The 15835-nt window shown below is 67.3% G+C and carries 15 protein-coding genes; 7 read left to right on the top strand and 8 right to left on the bottom strand.

Annotated features, from left to right (window positions below; translation table 11 throughout):
- The coding region (locus BKH32_RS14115) for a hypothetical protein (protein ID WP_218638471.1) at positions 1–542 on the bottom strand (542 nt) is incomplete at its 3' end.
- Between the two features lie 135 nt (positions 543–677).
- Here BKH32_RS14115 and BKH32_RS11675 point away from each other — a divergent pair.
- Positions 678–1592, top strand: a complete 915-nt coding sequence (locus tag BKH32_RS11675) for a TrmH family RNA methyltransferase (protein WP_143222823.1) — start codon at positions 678–680, stop codon at positions 1590–1592.
- 43 nt (positions 1593–1635) lie between these two features.
- Here the strand turns inward: BKH32_RS11675 and BKH32_RS11670 are convergent, their stop codons facing one another.
- Both BKH32_RS11670 and BKH32_RS11665 read right to left on the bottom strand, forming a co-directional pair.
- A complete protein-coding gene (locus BKH32_RS11670; protein WP_075250180.1) occupies positions 1636–2916 on the bottom strand; it encodes a glycosyltransferase in 1281 nt (426 codons plus the stop codon).
- A gap of 209 nt (positions 2917–3125) precedes the next feature.
- Complete coding sequence (locus tag BKH32_RS11665) at positions 3126–3776, bottom strand: TetR/AcrR family transcriptional regulator (RefSeq protein WP_143222822.1); 651 nt, start codon at positions 3774–3776, stop codon at positions 3126–3128.
- 265 nt (positions 3777–4041) lie between these two features.
- Here BKH32_RS11665 and BKH32_RS11660 point away from each other — a divergent pair, with 265 nt between their 5' ends.
- The 4 genes from BKH32_RS11660 to BKH32_RS11645 all read left to right on the top strand — a co-directional run bounded on the left by BKH32_RS11660 (position 4042) and on the right by BKH32_RS11645 (position 7555).
- Positions 4042–4827, top strand: a complete 786-nt coding sequence (locus BKH32_RS11660; protein ID WP_075250178.1) for an amino acid ABC transporter ATP-binding protein — start codon at positions 4042–4044, stop codon at positions 4825–4827.
- An 89-nt stretch (positions 4828–4916) separates the two neighbouring features.
- Positions 4917–5897 (top strand): glutamate ABC transporter substrate-binding protein, encoded by a 981-nt coding sequence (locus tag BKH32_RS11655; protein WP_075250177.1) that lies wholly within the window; start codon positions 4917–4919, stop codon positions 5895–5897.
- Between the two features lie 129 nt (positions 5898–6026).
- A complete protein-coding gene (locus BKH32_RS11650) occupies positions 6027–6683 on the top strand; it encodes an amino acid ABC transporter permease (RefSeq protein WP_075250176.1) in 657 nt (218 codons plus the stop codon).
- The gene (locus BKH32_RS11645) at positions 6680–7555 is read left to right on the top strand and encodes an amino acid ABC transporter permease (RefSeq protein WP_075250175.1); all 876 of its coding nucleotides are present in this window, start codon (positions 6680–6682) and stop codon (positions 7553–7555) included. The genes BKH32_RS11650 and BKH32_RS11645 overlap by 4 nt, the downstream gene beginning before the upstream one ends.
- A gap of 46 nt (positions 7556–7601) precedes the next feature.
- On the opposite strand, the gene BKH32_RS11640 is transcribed toward BKH32_RS11645, so the two are convergent.
- The 5 genes from BKH32_RS11640 to BKH32_RS11620 are packed head-to-tail and all read right to left on the bottom strand — an operon-like array spanning position 7602 to position 11838.
- Positions 7602–7997: a type II toxin-antitoxin system VapC family toxin gene (locus BKH32_RS11640; RefSeq protein WP_075250174.1), complete on the bottom strand. Its 396-nt coding sequence runs from the start codon at positions 7995–7997 to the stop codon at positions 7602–7604.
- On the bottom strand, positions 7997–8257 hold the full coding sequence (locus BKH32_RS11635; protein WP_256691808.1) for a type II toxin-antitoxin system Phd/YefM family antitoxin: 261 nt from the start codon (positions 8255–8257) through the stop codon (positions 7997–7999). The genes BKH32_RS11640 and BKH32_RS11635 overlap by 1 nt, the downstream gene beginning before the upstream one ends.
- A 34-nt stretch (positions 8258–8291) precedes the next feature.
- On the bottom strand, positions 8292–9962 hold the full coding sequence (locus tag BKH32_RS11630; RefSeq protein ID WP_075250172.1) for an ABC transporter permease: 1671 nt from the start codon (positions 9960–9962) through the stop codon (positions 8292–8294).
- On the bottom strand, positions 9962–10978 hold the full coding sequence (locus tag BKH32_RS11625; RefSeq protein ID WP_075250171.1) for an ABC transporter ATP-binding protein: 1017 nt from the start codon (positions 10976–10978) through the stop codon (positions 9962–9964). The genes BKH32_RS11630 and BKH32_RS11625 overlap by 1 nt, the downstream gene beginning before the upstream one ends.
- Positions 10975–11838 carry a MerR family transcriptional regulator gene (locus BKH32_RS11620; RefSeq protein WP_075250170.1) on the bottom strand — a complete coding sequence of 288 codons (864 nt, stop codon included), beginning with the start codon at positions 11836–11838 and terminating at the stop codon, positions 10975–10977. The genes BKH32_RS11625 and BKH32_RS11620 overlap by 4 nt, the downstream gene beginning before the upstream one ends.
- A gap of 194 nt (positions 11839–12032) precedes the next feature.
- Between BKH32_RS11620 and pheS the strand changes: the two genes are divergently transcribed.
- On the top strand, positions 12033–13118 hold the full coding sequence (gene pheS, locus BKH32_RS11615; protein ID WP_075250169.1) for a phenylalanine--tRNA ligase subunit alpha: 1086 nt from the start codon (positions 12033–12035) through the stop codon (positions 13116–13118).
- Between the two features lies 1 nt (position 13119).
- On the top strand, positions 13120–15777 hold the full coding sequence (gene pheT / locus BKH32_RS11610; RefSeq protein WP_075250168.1) for a phenylalanine--tRNA ligase subunit beta: 2658 nt from the start codon (positions 13120–13122) through the stop codon (positions 15775–15777).
- Positions 15778–15835 lie beyond the last annotated feature (58 nt).

The raw sequence follows: 15835 nt of genomic DNA, 5'->3' as shown, positions 1-15835 counted from the left end.
ACCACACCCTCAAACACGAAGAGCCGGTTTACTCCTTGTCTATTCATCAGGGTGGCAATTATAGGGGAGTTTGAATAATCGGGAACTACTTTAGGCAGAATAGGGAGGACTAGTGTGTGAAAATTCGGTTGTCCGCATTTACTTTGTAGTCTTGCGATATCGCCAAGGTAGTCTTTCCAGTGAGGCTTCTCTTTGATAGATGCGCGTATGAGATTCTCGTCAATGAAGGGGAGAATGACGGAGTACTGTGCTGGGTCGACGTTTAATGCTCGCTCTTTGTTTCCCACAATTCCATCTACAGTGACGATAGGTGCGGGGAGGTCGTTATTTCCGACTAGTGGGCGAGATCGTCCATACACCTCCACTGCGCTGCCCGCAAGTCCCGCAAAGGCATCGGAGTGGTAGTGCTGAAATAATCTGTCACAGATACTCTCGCCCTCACTGTCGGCTGGGTGCCAGACAACGAAGATGTCGAGGACGCTGGGTGAAGGCGCGGGTAGGGTGACGCTGAGGGATTGAGGTTGAAGGATTCTATGGGTCATGTTGTGATAATAATGAGATGCAGAACATTTCGCAATGACTTTGTTTGGTACCTGGTTCCGGAGGATGAGAGTCTCTTGCTCTGATTGCAGTCTGGGACCGTGACGTTTCGCTTCCATTGCCCGTAGGCTCATGCCATGAGCTCTACCTCCATGCCGGACCTTGACGAACTTCTAGATGACTCCGCCGAGCGTCCTCAGGCCCGCGGGCCGCGGCGGCGTACCGTCAGCCAGGGCCCGGCCGCCGGCCGCGAGGTCCTGAGCAATCCCGCTTCGGCCCGCATCTCCCGGGTGGCGGGCCTGTCCCGCCGCAACGCGCGGACCAAGCACCGGCGCTTCCTCGTCGAAGGACCCCAGGGCGTGCGCGAGGCCGTCCGGCACGCCCCCGGCCGCGTGCTCGACGTCTACCTCACCGAGGCGGCCCTCGAGCGCCACCGCGAGATCTGGGACGAGGCCGTGGCGGCCGGGCTCTACGTGCACGTCACCACCCAGCAGGTCATGGAGGCCATGAGCCCCGACGCGCAGGGCCTCCTCGCCGTCGTAGCCACCGAGGAGGCCACCGGCTCCGAGGCGCTGACCGCCGCCCTGGAGGGGGCCAGGCTCGTCGCCGTCCTCACCCAGGCCCAGGACCCCGGGAACGCAGGCACCATCATCCGGGCCGCCGACGCCGCCGGCGCCGACGCCGTCGTCCTCGTGCGCGGCAGCGTGGACCCCACCGCACCGAAGGTCGTGCGCTCCACCGCCGGAAGCCTCTTCCACCTGCCCGTGGTCACCGGCGTGGCCCTCGATGACGCCGTCACCGCCCTCCACGACGCCGGACTCACCGTCCTCGCCGCCGACGGACGCGGGGACTTCGACCTCTTCAAGGCCGAGTCCCTCCTGGAGGCCCCCAGTGCCTGGCTGCTCGGCAACGAGGCCCACGGACTGCCCTCAGAGGCGCTGAGCCGAGCCGACGCCGTCGTCTCCATCCCCATCTACGGCAAGGCGGAGTCCCTCAACGTCGCCGCGGCCGCGGCCGTCTGCCTCTATGCCAGCGCCAGGGCACAGGCCTAGCGCACAGGCCGGAGGGAAGTCTCGACGACGGGCCGCCGCTGACTTACAGCAACTCGCAGACCGCCTCGGCGGCCCGACCTGGTCCGTCCAGCCCCTCCATGAGCCCTGCCATCCGCCGAGCGCGCGAACGCATGCCGTCGTCGGCCAGGGCCTGCGCTACCAGCGCCGCCCAGTCGGCCCTGCGAGCCTCCTTCTGCGACACGAGCCTGGCCGAGCCGAAGGCCACACATCGCTGCACGTTGAAACGCTGCTCGAACTGCAACGGAATCCCGATGAAGGGCCACCCCTGGACGCAGCTGGTCTGCACCGTTCCCTCCCCACCGTGAGTGATGGCCAGGTCGACGGCACCGCCCAGCTCGTGGGCCGGAAGCCAGTCAGTGACGTGGACATTGCGCGGAAGAGCATCCAGGTCCTCCTCACGAAGATGGGTGCGCACCGGAGCCAGCACCTGGCAGTCCGCCCGGCCCAGGCCTGCCAGCACGTCAAGGACGAGATCGCGGTTCCCCGATGAGCCCATGGCGAAGTACACCAGGGGCTGGGGGCCGGCGGCCAGGTCGGCCAGAAACTCGGGAAGCTCCCCGGGCAGGCGGGCGTAGACCGGTCCCACCACCCGGTGCCCCTGAGGCATCCTCAGCCACCCAGGCAGCAGGTGCGGGGCAGTGGCGATGAGATTGAGATCGGCAGTGAGCCCCACGAGCACCCCCTGGGGCAGTGAGACACCATTGGCCCTGGCCACAGAATGGAAGGAACGAGGCAGGGGGACCCGAGTCCCAAGGACATGGAGCGCGCGGGCGGCCATATTGTCGGCCAGGCACTCCTCCGGGCAGGTGCGGGGCAGGAAACCGGTGGCCCCGGTGGCGCGTGCCGCCTCCAGATGCGCCAGGGAATAGGCGAAAGGCCGTACGAAAACCAGCGGCACGCACTCCGCCCGCGCAGAAATAAACTGGCTGGGAGTTACTCCGATGACAACGGCATCCGGACGCAAAGAGCGCAGCAGCACGCGCTCACTCGTCACCCGCTGGGCCAGCATCTTCTCCGTGAACGGGTGACGCAGGCTGCGGCCCTGATCGAAGTCCAGCGCCAGCCGTCCCTCCTCCTCACTGAGGCAGGGGGTCAACAGACGGAACTCGAAGCCCGCGGCCCTGATGTACTCGGTGTTGCGTCGCGAGAAGCCGGCGAAGACGCACTCAACGTGCGAAGGCATCCGACGGGCCACCTCGATCGCACGGGTCACCTCGGCGAAGTTGAATGTCTCCGGAGCGAAGAGGACGCGCGACGTCCTGCGGCGTACAGCCACCACATCTCCAGTGGTGCCTTCAGGCATGATCGGCTCTCCTTCTGAGAGCGAGGGGTGCCACAGTACGGGGAGCCCTCATCGTCGTTCTATTGTACGTCTTGTACAACCGGGGGAGAGGGTAACACGTTCGCACCGGCGTGAACGCCATTTTCTACGGAAGATTCAAAATGCCGGAAAAAAGAGTGTGTGAGCGGCCCCCAGGCGGACTGACTCTCAGTGTGGCTCGGCACTCACCCTCAGTGGTCGCTCACCGGTTCGTGGGCGGTGGCCGGTGTCGAAGCCTGCTCGGAGGCGTGCTCGGCGCCCTGCCGAGCCTGGAACACCAGGCTCCGCAGCGTCTGGGCGGACATGTTCGTGATGGTCTCCTGACTGATCTCGGGGTGATCCAGCCAGGCCAGGCACAGGGTGATCATCGTGCTGATCCACACCTCGGCGGCAAACATGGCGCGCTCGTCGGGCTCGGCGATGCCCATGAGCATGAGGACGAGGCGTTCGTAACGCTCGAAGCTGGTGGCCAGCGCGGCCGCGATCTCAGGGTCCTGGTCAAGACCTCCGGTGTGAAGCGCTCGAAGGCTGTCGGGCCTGGCCTTCACGTAGCCCGCGAAGGTGAAGATCGCCCCCTCCAGAGTCAGTACCGTCTGCTGCTCGACCAGGCCGTGAAGGTGAAGGATCTCGTACTCCACGATGGCTCGGGCGAAGGCCATCTTGGAAGGGAAGTAGTGATAGAAGAGCGTGCGTGAGACACCGGCCCGCTTGATGATCTCGTTGACGTGAGTGCGGTCCAGTGTTCCTTCCGCGAACAGCTCGACGCCGACTCTCACCAGCTCCTCCCGACGCTGCTCGGGCTGAAGGCGGCGACGCGGATCGATGGTATTCGCGGGACTCATGCAGATGAGACTACGACCGCACGGTCGGCGTACGCAGTTAGGCGCTCTGCATGGCGTGTGAGCATCGTCCCAGGATCTGGGACGCTCTGAGACGGTTGACGCTCCGGTCGGAGACGGTGCTACTCTTCCTGACGAGAGGTCGGAACTTTCTCACATGTGTAGGCCGACACGAGTCAAGGAGGAATGCAGTGCGCATGCGGATGTGTTGCTGTTGCTGTCGATGAGACAGATGACGCTCCCATACCCATGTTGAGACGAGGTACTCGTGACCGCATCCGCACCCTCTCCTGACCAGACAGCCGCAGACCGGAACGATGACGTCCTGGTGCGGATCAGCAGCGTCACCAAGTACTACGGCCATTTCAAGGCTCTCGACGACGTCTCCCTCGACATCCACCGTGGCGAGGTCGTAGCGGTCATCGGCGCCTCCGGATCGGGCAAGTCGACCCTGTGCCGTACCGTCAACCGCCTGGAACCGATCCAGGAAGGGCAGATCGAGATCGACGGGACCCCACTGCCTCAGGAGGGCCGGGCTCTGGCTCAGCTGCGCGCCGAGGTGGGAATGGTCTTCCAGTCCTTCAACCTCTTCCCGCACCGCACGGTCCTGGACAACATCACCCTGGCCCCTATCAAGGTGCGTGGCATCCCCCGGGACCGGGCTGAGGAACGGGCCCGTGAGCTGCTGGCCCGGGTCGGCCTTGAGGACCAGGCCGCAAAGCGCCCCTCCCAGCTCTCCGGAGGCCAGCAGCAACGCGTCGCCATCGCCCGAGCACTGGCCATGGACCCCAAGCTCATGCTCTTCGATGAGCCCACCAGCGCCCTGGACCCCGAGATGATCAACGAGGTCCTCGACGTCATCAAGGACCTGGCGGCCTCGGGCATGACCATGCTCGTCGTCACCCACGAAATGGGTTTTGCCCGCTCGGTCGCCGACCGGGTCGTCTTCATGGACGGCGGCCAGATCGTTGAGTCCGGCCGACCCGCCGAGTTCTTCTCCTCCCCGCGCACCGAGCGCGCCCGCGACTTCCTCTCCAAGGTGCTCAGTCACTGAGCCCCAGACCGCACCTTCTCCCGAGTGCGACCACCACCACAGGCCCAGCGCCTAGGACGGCCCCTCCCCGTCCGAACGAAAGGAACACCATGACCACCTTCTCCCGCCGCGGACTCCTGGTCACGACCGGCGCCCTCTCCCTGGCCGGCGTCCTGGCCGCCTGCGCCGACACGGGCGCCGATGGTAAGGCCGTCGCCTCGTCGTCGGCCTCCGACGCCGACTACGACAAGGCCATCAACTCCGGCCCGGTGGCCGCCGCCGACGTCGTGGCCGCATCGCCCTGGGCCGCCTCCGTGAAGCAGGCGGGCAAGCTCGTCACCGGCGGGATCAAGACCTCCGAGGTCTTCTCCTGGGAAGATGCCAAGACGAAGAAGATCTCCGGCTTCGATGCGGCCATCGCCCAGGCGCTGGCCCGCTACATCGTCGGCGGAGACGACGCCCGCTCCCTCCTTGAGGTTCAGCCGGTCACCTCCGAGACACGGGAGACCATTCTGACCAACGGTACGGTCAAGGCCGTCATCGCCACCTACACGATCACCCCGGAGCGGGCCAAGAAGATCGACTTCGCCGGCCCGTACTACGCCTCCAGCCAGGCCATCCTGGTCAAGGCCGACAACCAGGACATCACCGGCGTCGACACCCTCACCGGGGACGTCGCGGTCCAGTCCAACTCCTCGTCGGCCGCTGCGCTGAAGAAGTACGCCCCCAAGGCCAACGCCAAGCCCTTCGACACCCAGGCCAAGTGCGTCGCCGCCGTCGAGAGCGGGCAGGTCAAGGCCTACGTCGTGGACCAGTCCCTGCTCAAGAGCGAGGTCCTGTCCAATGACAAGGTCAAGATCGTCGGTGAGACCTTCGCCGAGGACCCCTACGGCATCGGACTTCCCAAGGACTCCGGGGCGCAGGCCTTCGTCAACACCTTCCTCAAGACGATTGAGGACGACGGCACCTGGAAGAGGATCTGGGAGGCGACGATCGGCAAGTCCCTCGGCGGCACCGCCCCTCAGCCACCGGCCATCGGATCAGTCCCCGGGTCCTCGGCCGCCAAGGACGCAACCCCGCAGAGCTCCTGAACGACTTCAGTGCCTGCCTGCCTGGCTTGCCGCGTTCCCGGCCCGAGCGGATCGGCCGCCGGGCCGACGGCGTGGCAGCCGACAGCATTCCCGTCATGATGACGACCCGCATCGTTCAAGGAGGCGACTGTGAGTGCCATTACCGACAATCTCCCCGCTATCGGTTGGGGGCTGCTGGTCACGCTGGTGATCTCCGTCCTGTCCTACCTGGGTGGGCTGCTCCTGGGATCGATCATGGCCATCTTCCGGGTCGGTCCCATCCCTCCACTGCGCGCGCTGGGTGCCGCATGGGTGACAGTGGCCTGCAATATCCCCAACCTGTGCCTCATGGTGCTCATTGCTCTGGCGCTGCCCCACGTCGGTATCACGATCCCACTTTTCTGGTCGGTGATCGTCGCGCTGATCTTCTCCTCATCGGGATTCGTGTGTGAGACGATCCGCAGCGGAATCAACTCGGTGCCGAAGGGGCAGATCGAGGCCGCTCGCGCACTGGGCATGCCCTTCGGGCTCATCATTCGCGGCATCGTTATGCCCCAGGCGCTGGCCCGCACTATCCAGCCACTGGTCAACATCTTCATCGCCTGCCTCATCGGCTCCTCGCTCGCCGCGGCTATCGGTGTCATTGACCTGACAGCCGTCACGCAGAGAATCAACCAGGAACGAGCCGAGGGAGTCATCACCTTCCTCACCTCCGGCCTTACCTATCTGGCCATCGCCTTCGCCGCCACCAAGCTCGGCGGGCTTCTTGAAAGACGCCTCGAGTTCATGGGGAAGGAGCAGGCATGAGCGAAAAGGTCATGACGATGACAGAGCCACGCCCCGCCAAGCCGCGGGGCAAAGGCTCCGGCGCGACGGATGCGGCGCTGCTCTTCGACGAGCCGGGACCGCGGGGGCGCATCCTGATCTCCATCGGATCGGTCTTCGCCGTCCTAGCAATCGCGGCGCTGGTGGCTGCAGGTCTCTACCAGTTGTCCCTTTCAGGGCAGCTCGACTACCCCAAGTGGCGCTACTTCCTGGGGCAATCGGTGGTCAGTCAGCTCCTGGAGGCTGCCGGTACCACGTTGAGCCTGGGAGTCGTCGCCGCTGCCCTCACCTTCCCGCTGGGAATCGCTCTGGGCTGGCTCCGGCTACTGGACAACCGCCCCGTGAGGTGGCTGGTCGGCATATGGATCGATGCCATGCGGGCAGTGCCGATGCTGCTGCTCGTCTACTTCTTCCAGCTGGTGGTTCCGGGGCTGGTGGGCGGCTCGTACTTCTGGATGCTGACGCTGCCCATCGTCATGTGCACCTCGGCGACGACGGCGGAAGTCTTCCGCTCCGGCGTCCGGGCACTGGACCGGGGCCAGACGGAGGCCGCCGCAGCACTGGGGATGAGTCCTTCACTCACCATGCGCCTCATCCTGGCGCCACAGGCCCTGCGTCTCATGCTCCCGACCCTGATCACGCAGATGGTCACCATCATCAAGGGCACCACGCTCGCGTACGCGCTCGCCTATGCCGACCTTCTGTATCGCGGCGCCCAGATCATCGGGCAAGCCAAGAAAGACGTTCATCTCTCCGTCTTCTTCCAGACCTACGTCATCATCGCCGTGCTCTACATCATCGTGAACTGGTCCTTGGGGGCACTGGCCCGGTACATCGAGTCACGTACCCGCTGAGGGTGGGGCGACTTATTGTCCCACCCTCAGCGGGCGGAATCAGCTCTTAGGAGGGTGCCACTGGGGAGAGGTTGCAGTAATGTGCGGCATCTTGCATCTCGATGTCATAGGTGATGATGGTGTCTGCTTGAATATCCAGTGCCACTGTCAGGTGGATGGCGTCTGCTGCCCTCAATCCCAACGATGTTCTAGCTGCGTCAATGAGCTGCGACCTTGATATGTCGATGAGGTCGATTCCTGAAAGGAGGGATGCGACCGCCTCCTGATCGAGTTCACTACGTCGTCGAGCGGCGCAGTGGAGCTCAGTATACAGGAGGAAAGAGGAGCATAGTGCGTCTCCGTCGGTTGTATGCGATGTGAGCCAGGCAGCCAGTGGCTCAGACTCCTTCTCCTCAATGAGGAGCTTCAAGGCCGCGGAGGTATCGAGGTAGTAGACGCTCATTATTCCCCACGAAGATCGTCCAATACGGCTTGGGAACTCACGTCTGCTGTGCGTTTCAGGGCCCTGAAGTCGACATGCGTCGCTTCACGGACCGCTCCTTGCTGTCTGAGGATGGAGAGCCGGTCTCGGGAAATAGGTGAGAGTATCGCAACGGGTTCACCATTGTTGGTGATCTCGAAAGTTTCACCAGCCTGAACTCGGTGGAGGATCGCGGCGCTGTTGTTGCGCAGCTCCCGGTGCATGATCGTCTGCATGTACATCACCCCGTAGCAACTGTAGCACCGCACTCCGTCGTCAGGCGGGCAGGTTGCGACGGGTGTAGGCGGCCAGGCCGATGATGATGCCGATGAGGCCAACCATGGCCTGGACGGCCAAGGGCTTCCAGTCGGGAGACCCGACGACGTCGAGATGATGCCCGAGCACGCTGAGGTCCTTGGCCCAGTCCTTGAGGTCGACGAGTCCGCCGAAGAACTGGGCGAAAGCGCTCCAGGTGACGACCACCCAGGACAGCCCGGCCAGCCTCGGCGCCAGACCCACCAGGGCTGCGGCGATCCCGATGGCCGCCACCATGCCGGGCAGCTGGCTCACCGTGAACACGAAGGAGCGCGCCACAGCATGGTCGTCGGTGAGCTGTGTCGCCGTCGTGGCCGCAAGGACCGTCGCCGAGACCAGCAGCAAGATGATCGACTCGATCAGCGCGCACAGAACCTGGCAGAGGAGCACTCGGCCACGACTGACCCCGGCAGCGAGCTCGACCTCCACCAGGCCCGCGCGCTCCAGACCCGCCAGCCAGTTCATCCGTCGCACCGCCGCCACGGCCACGAGCAGCACTGTCACCACCGTCATGAGGGACACGAACTGCTCCACCGGGGACCCCACCGCCATCTTGCCGACATAGGACGCCGTCGGAGAACCGGGGACCAGCAGGTCCTTGATGCTGCCAGAGACGGATCCGTACAGGAGTGCCAGCCCTGTCGAGGCCAGGGCCCAGCCGACGAGACCGCGCCACGACAGGCGCCCGAGCAGATCCATATGACCCCGCACCAGCCACCGGCGCCGAGACGAACTGCGGTCGGGCAGGTAGCCGTCCAGGTACTCACGGCGCGAGGCGAGCACCACGGCGCTGAGCGCCACAGCGATGGCCACGGTGCAGCAGGCCGCGAGCACCCCGAACCGGTCATCGGTGTACGGGCGCACGAGGTCGCGCCACCCCAGGGGAGTCAGCCACCGGAGCCAGTCCGAGCCGGTGCCGTCTGAGATCTGGTCGGCGCTCACCCGCAGCACGAAGGCGAGTGCGAGCATCACCATGGACAGGCCCCTGGCCTGGTCCGCCTGGCGTCCCATCTGGGAGGCCACCGCCGCGATGGCCGAGAACACCCAGCCGGTCACGCAGATCGTCCCGGCCAGTGCCCAGGCCCCTAAGACCGTCAGCTCCTCGATGCTCCTGGTCTGCCAGGTCAGAACGCCTCCGACCCCCGCAGACAGGGTACCGACCAGCGCCCACACCAGGGCCACCGGCACGACAAAGGGAACCGACCTGCCCGCGCCCGTGGCGCGCAGAACCTCGATGAGCCCCTCGTCCTCATCGGCCCGCAGGACCCGGCACGTCAGCAGAATCGCCATGAGTGCGGTGCACACGAGCAGGAAGGCCCCGGTCTCCCACTGCAGGAGCTGACCGAGCCGGCCGGGCAAGGGGACATAGCCGTAGAGGAGGCGCGTTCCCGGAGACTTGCGCATCTGCTCGATGAGCACCGTCCGAGTCTCCAACGAGGGGTAGACGCCCTCGTAGCTCGGCGCGGTGACACCGACTAACAGCCACAGGGGCACCAACCAGGCCGAGATCTGAAACCGGAATCGCCTGAGCAGAATCCACAGGTAGGCGTCCCAGCCGGACAGGGCGCCGTTCGCGCCGGAGCTGATGGCCACCACTGTCGCGCCCGCTGCTGTGCTCGATACGGCGTTCATCAGACCTCCTCGTAGTGACGCAGGAAGAGATCCTCCAGGCTGGCCGGCTCGCAGGTGACGTCCTGGATCCGGTGCTCGCCCGCGAGGCTCAGCACCGTTGGCACCTGCTCCGCCGGCACCTCAAGGCTCAGGCGGCCACCGTCCTCGACGACGTCGAGCCCCCTGGCCCCCAGCGCCTGCGAGATGGTCCCGAGCTCGTCGGCCGTAGCGCCCAGCTCGATGCGGGTGCGCGACAGCCGCCGCAGGGTCCCCAGGTCACCGTGCTCGACGACCCGGCCGTTCTTGATGATCGTCACCGCACTGCACAGGCGCTGGACCTCGGCCAGGATGTGGCTGGAGAGCAGAACCGTGCGGCCCTCGGCGGCGGCTCTGGCCACCTCCTCGGTGAAGACCCGCTCCATCAGCGGATCCAGGCCACTGGTGGGCTCATCGAGCACCAGCAGGCTCGTCGGTGCGGCCAGGGCGGCCACCAGCGCCACCTTCTGCCGATTCCCCTTGGAGTAGGTCCGTACCCGTTTGCTGGGATCCAGATCGAAGCGCTCAATGAGCTCGGCCTCCCGGGAGGCGTCGCGCGAGCCGCGCAGCCCGGCCAAGGCGTCGAGCGCCTGCCCGCCGGTCAGGGCCGGCCACAGCGCCACGTCACCGGGAACATAGGAGACCTGCCGATTGACGAGCGCAGCCTGCTTCCACGGCTCGCGGCCCAGCACTCTCACGCTCCCGCCGTCGGGCCGGTAGAGCCCCAGCAGGACCCGGATCGTGGTGGACTTACCCGCCCCATTGGGGCCGAGGAAGCCGTGGACGCTGCCCGCCTCCACTGTCAGGTCCAGACCGTCGAGCGCCCTGAAGCGCCCGAAGCGCTTGACCAGATCGCGCACGCACACCGGCGGCTCCGAGCCGGCTCCCAGGTCACGGACCGCGGCGGGAGGCGAACCCGTGGCGGGCTGAGCCGTGTCCGTACGAGATGTTCCTCCTGACGTACTCGTTGCCATCTTCGCCTTGGCTCTCTTGGCTCTCACAGCACTGGCTCCTCTCCCGCCGAGCGGCGGATCGTTGCGGCGAAGTCCGGATCGGCGAGCATGAGCTCCATGAGCTCAGCCACGAAGGCCTGCTGAGCCGGATACGGATAGCTGGAAGTGGTCAGGACATGGGTCAGTCGCCACATGGCACGCCCCAGAGCGCCTGAGGGAAGGTCCTCCAGGACGGCCAGGGCATGCTCCTTGTGACGGCACGCCAGCGTCCAGCTGTTGTGCGCGAGCCGGTGCGCCTCAGCGCGCCCCTCCTCCTCGCTCAGCGTGGCCAGGCGGGTGAAGTCCATGATCTGCTGAGCGGACAGCTCACGATCGTCCTCATCCAGCGCCTCGATGAAGGGGATCACGCTGTCGGGCACCATGCCCAACGAGGCGAGCACCACCATCATCTGGCGCTCAGCCCCCAGCACCCGCACACTGCCGCCCAGGCGAGCGATCCGGGCCTCGATATCGTCGTAGAACCGAGTCAGGGCGCTGGGAGCGGGGGACAGGCCCTCACCGCGCTCCACCCGGGCGATGAGCTCATCGACCCGGGAGGCCTGCTCGGCCAGGCTGCGCTGCTGCGCCTCGATCGTGCCCCGCGTGGCCCGCAGATCGCGCAGCACCACCTCGCGACGGGAGTCCTGATCGGTGCCGATCATGTCCGAGGCGAGCATCTCAGCCACCTGAGTCAGCGACAGTCCGCCGTCGGCCAGCCACCGGATACGCAGCAGACGGGCCACGTGCTCGACACCGTACTCGCGCCGCCCCCGCACCGTGGGCGGAATCTCCAACAGGCCCAGGTGGTGGTAGTAGCGCACCGCTCTCGGTGTGGTTCCGGCGATCCGGGCGAGCTCCTTGACGTGCATGAATCCATGACAGCAGGTGACGTAACGTCACCGTCAAGTCCCAGGCGGCAGCAACCCGACCGGAGCGCATGACCAGGCGGGGCAGCGTCGTCTACCGTGCCACCCCGGTGACGGGACGATTCACACCCTCGCGACGGCGCGGACTACCCTTAAGGGCGGACAACCCCGGAGACACCTGGTGGAAGGCACCGCATATGACTGACGCTCCCGGCGCGCTCTCGCCCCTGGACGAGGCCGGCATCAACGCCGCCGTCGAGGAGGCCCTGGCCGCCTTCGCCGCAGCCGGCACCCTCGCCGAGCTCAAGGAGGCCCGCCTGGCCCACACCGGCGACGCCTCACCCCTGACCCTGGCCAACCGGCTCATTGGCACCCTGGACAAGGCGGACAAGCCCACCGCCGGCAGGCTCCTGGGCGGCGCTCGCGGGCGCATCGCCAAGGCTCTGACCGCCAGGCAGGAGACCCTCGAGGCCGCCGCCGAGGAGGAGATGCTGCGCACCGAGGCGGTCGACGTCACCATCCCCACCTCGCGGACGCAGACGGGCGCCCGCCACCCCCTCGACGTCCTCATCGACGAGGTCTGCGACTTCTTCGCCTCCATGGGCTGGTCCATCGCCGAGGGACCGGAGGTCGAGCACGAGTGGTTCGACTTCGACGCCCTCAACTTCGACGCCGACCACCCCGCCCGCCAGATGCAGGACACCTTCTACGTCGACGGCGCCAGCGTCGGGGCCGCCGAGGGGCAGGCGGCCAACCTCGTGCTGCGCACCCACACCTCCCCGGTCCAGGCCCGCGTCATGCTCGATCAGCAGCCCCCGATCTACGTGGCCTGCCCCGGCAAGGTCTTCCGCTCCGACGAGCTCGACGCCACCCACACCCCCGTCTTCCACCAGGTCGAGGGCCTGGCCGTGGACAAGGGCCTGACCATGGCGCACCTCAAGGGCGTCCTGGACCACTTCGCCAAGGCCATGTTCGGCCCCGAGGCGCGCACCCGTCTGCGCCCCTCCTTCTTCCCCTTCACCGAGCCCAGTGCCGAGATGGACCTGTGGTTCCCCTTCAAGAAGGGCGGCGCCGGCTGGATCGAGTGGGGAGGCTGCGGCATGGTCAACCCCAACGTGCTCACCGCCTGCGGCATCGACCCCGAGGTCTACACGGGCTTCGCCTTCGGCATGGGGCTGGAGCGCACCCTCATGCTGCGCCACGGAATCGCCGACATGCATGACATCGTCGAGGGCGACATCCGCTTCTCCCAGCAGTTCGGCACCACCGGAAAGGGAAACTGACATGCCCTACGTCCCTATTGAATGGCTGCGCGAGCACGTCGACGTCCCCACCGGCCTGAGCGCCGAGCAGCTCGCCGCCGATCTCGTGCGCGTGGGCCTGGAGGAGGAACGCATCGTTCCCCCGGCCGTCACCGGCCCCCTCGTCGTCGGCAAGGTCCTCACCCGCGAGGCCAAGGAGCAGTCCAACGGCAAGATCATCAACTACTGCCGCGTCGACGTCGGCCCCGAGCACAACGACGCCCCCGGCACCGGCAAGGAGCCCTCCGACCTGCCCAGCCGCGGCATCGTCTGCGGCGCCCACAACTTCGACGCCGGGGACTACGTCGTGGTCTGCCTGCCCGGCGCCGTCCTGCCCGGCGACTTCCGCATCGCCGCGCGCAAGACCTACGGCCACGTCTCCGACGGCATGATCTGCTCAGCCCGCGAGCTCGGCATCGGTGAGGACCACGAGGGCATCATCGTGCTCCAGCAGTGGCTGGCCGAGCACGGCCACGACGGCGAGGAGCCGCCCGCTCCCGGAACCGACGCCATCGGCCTCCTCGGCCTGGGGGAGGAGGTCCTGGAGATCAACGTGACCCCGGACCGCGGCTACTGCTTCTCCATGCGCGGCGTGGCCCGCGAGTACTCCCACTCCACCGGCGCCCGCTTCACCGACCCCGCCGACGCCACCAGCACGGGGCTGTACCCCAACGGCGTGGCCCCCGCCGGGGAGGGCGGCTTCGACGTCGTCGTCCCCGAGGACCCCCGTCCCATCCACGGACGCCCCGGATGCGACCGCTACGTCGCCCGCCTCGTGCGCGGTATCGACCCGAGCGCCCCATCGCCCACCTGGATGCAGGACCGCCTCACCGCCGCAGGCATGCGGCCCATCTCCCTGGCCGTGGACGTCACCAACTACGTCATGCTCGACCTGGGCCAGCCGCTGCACGCCTTCGACGCCGGCAGGCTCGCCGCCCCCATCGTCGTGCGCCGGGCTCAGGAGGGGGAGCGCCTCACCTTCCTCGACGAGGTCACCCGCACCCTCGACCCCGAGGACCTGGTCATCGCCGACTCCCCGGAGGGCGAGGGCTCCCGGGCCCTGGTTCTGGCCGGCGTCTTCGGCGGGGCCCTGAGCGAGGTCGATGCCGATACCCGAGACGTCCTCATCGAGGCCGCCCACTTCGACCCGGTCAGTGTGGCCCGCTCCTCCCGACGCCACAAGCTGCCCACCGAGTCCTCCAAGCGCAACGAGCGCGGCGTGGACACCGAGCTGGCGCCCATCGCCGCCCAGCGGGCCGTTGACCTGCTCGTGGAGTACGGCGGCGGCACCGCCGAGCCCGTGGCCACCGACATCAACCGCACCCGGGCCCCCGAGCCCATCACCATGCGTGCCGACGCCGCCGAGCGCCTCACCGGCGTCGCCTACGGAACCGAGCGCGTCACCGAGCTGCTCACCACCATCGGATGCACCGTGGAGCGCAGCGGCGCCGCCGACGACGGCACCGTCCTGCTGACCGTCACCCCGCCGACCTGGCGCCCGGACCTGGTGGGCCCCGCCCACCTGGCCGAGGAGATCGCCCGCCTCGACGGATACGACGCCATCCCGGTCATCGTGCCCACGGCCCCCGCCGGCACGGGACTGAGCGCCGACCAGAGGGCCCGCCGTGACATCGTGCGCGCCCTGGCCGACGCCGGACTCACCCAGGTCCTGTCCTACCCCTTCATCGGGGACGTTCACGACCTGCTCGAGCTCCCGGAGGACGACGCGCGCCGCCAGAGGGTCCGCCTGGCCAACCCCCTGGCCGAGGACGCCCCCTACCTGCGCACCAGCGTGCTCGACTCCCTGGTCGACGTCGCCCGGCGCAACGTCTCCCGCGGCCTGAGTGACGTCGCCGTCTTCGAGGTCGGCTCCGTCACCCACCCGGTCGGCACCGTTCCCGCCCCGATCCCCGGAACCTCCGGGCGCCCCAGCCAGTCCGAGGAGGCCGCCCTCGAGGCGGGCATCCCCGCTCAGCCCACCCACGTCGGCGCCGTTATGACCGGTGAGCGCGAGCGCAGCGGGGTCCTGGGGGCCGGTCGCCCCTGGGACTGGGCCGACGCCGTCGAGATGGTCCGCACTGTGGCCGCGGCGCTCGGGGTGACGATCGAGGTCTGCGCTCCGCAGCGCCCCTACGCCCCCTGGCACCCCGGCCGCACCGCGGAGATCCGCCTGCCCGGTCGACGTCGGGGCAAGGAGATCGAGCCCGGCAGGCTCGTGGCCCACGCCGGCGAGCTCCACCCGCGGGTGGTGCGTGCACTCGGACTTCCTGAGCGGGCCTGCGCCGTCGAGATCGACCTCGACCCGTTGCTGGAGGCCGCCCGCAGCGCCGGGGCGCTCCAGGTCAAGGCCGTCTCCACCTTCCCGGCCGCCAAGGAGGACATCGCCCTGGTCGTCGACGAGACCACCACCGCCGCCAAGGTCGAGGCCCTGGTCAGACAGGCCGCAGGAGACCTGGCCGAGGAGGTCCGCCTCTTCGACGTCTTCCGCGGCCCCCAGCTCGGTGAGGGCAGGAAGTCGCTGGCTTTCTCCCTGGTGCTGCGAGCCCCTGACCGCACGCTGACCGCCGAGGAGACCGCCGCAGTGCGCAAGCGCGTGGTCAAGCGGGCCGCCAAGCTCCTGGGAGCCGAGCTGCGCAGCTGAACCACGCAGGTCTACCAGCACTGACGGCCATGGTGTGACGCACACCATGGCCGTCAGC

Source organism: Actinomyces oris (assembly GCF_001929375.1).
In the GTDB taxonomy this organism is placed as follows: domain Bacteria; phylum Actinomycetota; class Actinomycetes; order Actinomycetales; family Actinomycetaceae; genus Actinomyces; species Actinomyces oris_B.
This window is presented reverse-complemented; position numbering and strand designations above follow the sequence as displayed.

Bases quoted from the DNA above. Each gene is read 5' to 3' on its own strand.
- pheS (WP_075250169.1), top strand. From the start codon at position 12,033: ATGACTGACGCTCCCGGCGCGCTCTCGCCCCTGGACGAGGCCGGCATC.
- BKH32_RS11670 (WP_075250180.1), bottom strand. From the start codon at position 2,916: ATGCCTGAAGGCACCACTGGAGATGTGGTGGCTGTACGCCGCAGGACG.
- BKH32_RS11665 (WP_143222822.1), bottom strand. From the start codon at position 3,776: ATGAGTCCCGCGAATACCATCGATCCGCGTCGCCGCCTTCAGCCCGAG.
- BKH32_RS11635 (WP_256691808.1), bottom strand. From the start codon at position 8,257: ATGTACATGCAGACGATCATGCACCGGGAGCTGCGCAACAACAGCGCC.
- BKH32_RS11675 (WP_143222823.1), top strand. From the start codon at position 678: ATGAGCTCTACCTCCATGCCGGACCTTGACGAACTTCTAGATGACTCC.
- BKH32_RS11620 (WP_075250170.1), bottom strand. From the start codon at position 11,838: ATGCACGTCAAGGAGCTCGCCCGGATCGCCGGAACCACACCGAGAGCG.
- BKH32_RS11630 (WP_075250172.1), bottom strand. From the start codon at position 9,962: ATGAACGCCGTATCGAGCACAGCAGCGGGCGCGACAGTGGTGGCCATC.
- BKH32_RS11645 (WP_075250175.1), top strand. From the start codon at position 6,680: ATGAGCGAAAAGGTCATGACGATGACAGAGCCACGCCCCGCCAAGCCG.
- pheT (WP_075250168.1), top strand. From the start codon at position 13,120: ATGCCCTACGTCCCTATTGAATGGCTGCGCGAGCACGTCGACGTCCCC.
- BKH32_RS11640 (WP_075250174.1), bottom strand. From the start codon at position 7,997: ATGAGCGTCTACTACCTCGATACCTCCGCGGCCTTGAAGCTCCTCATT.
- BKH32_RS11655 (WP_075250177.1), top strand. From the start codon at position 4,917: ATGACCACCTTCTCCCGCCGCGGACTCCTGGTCACGACCGGCGCCCTC.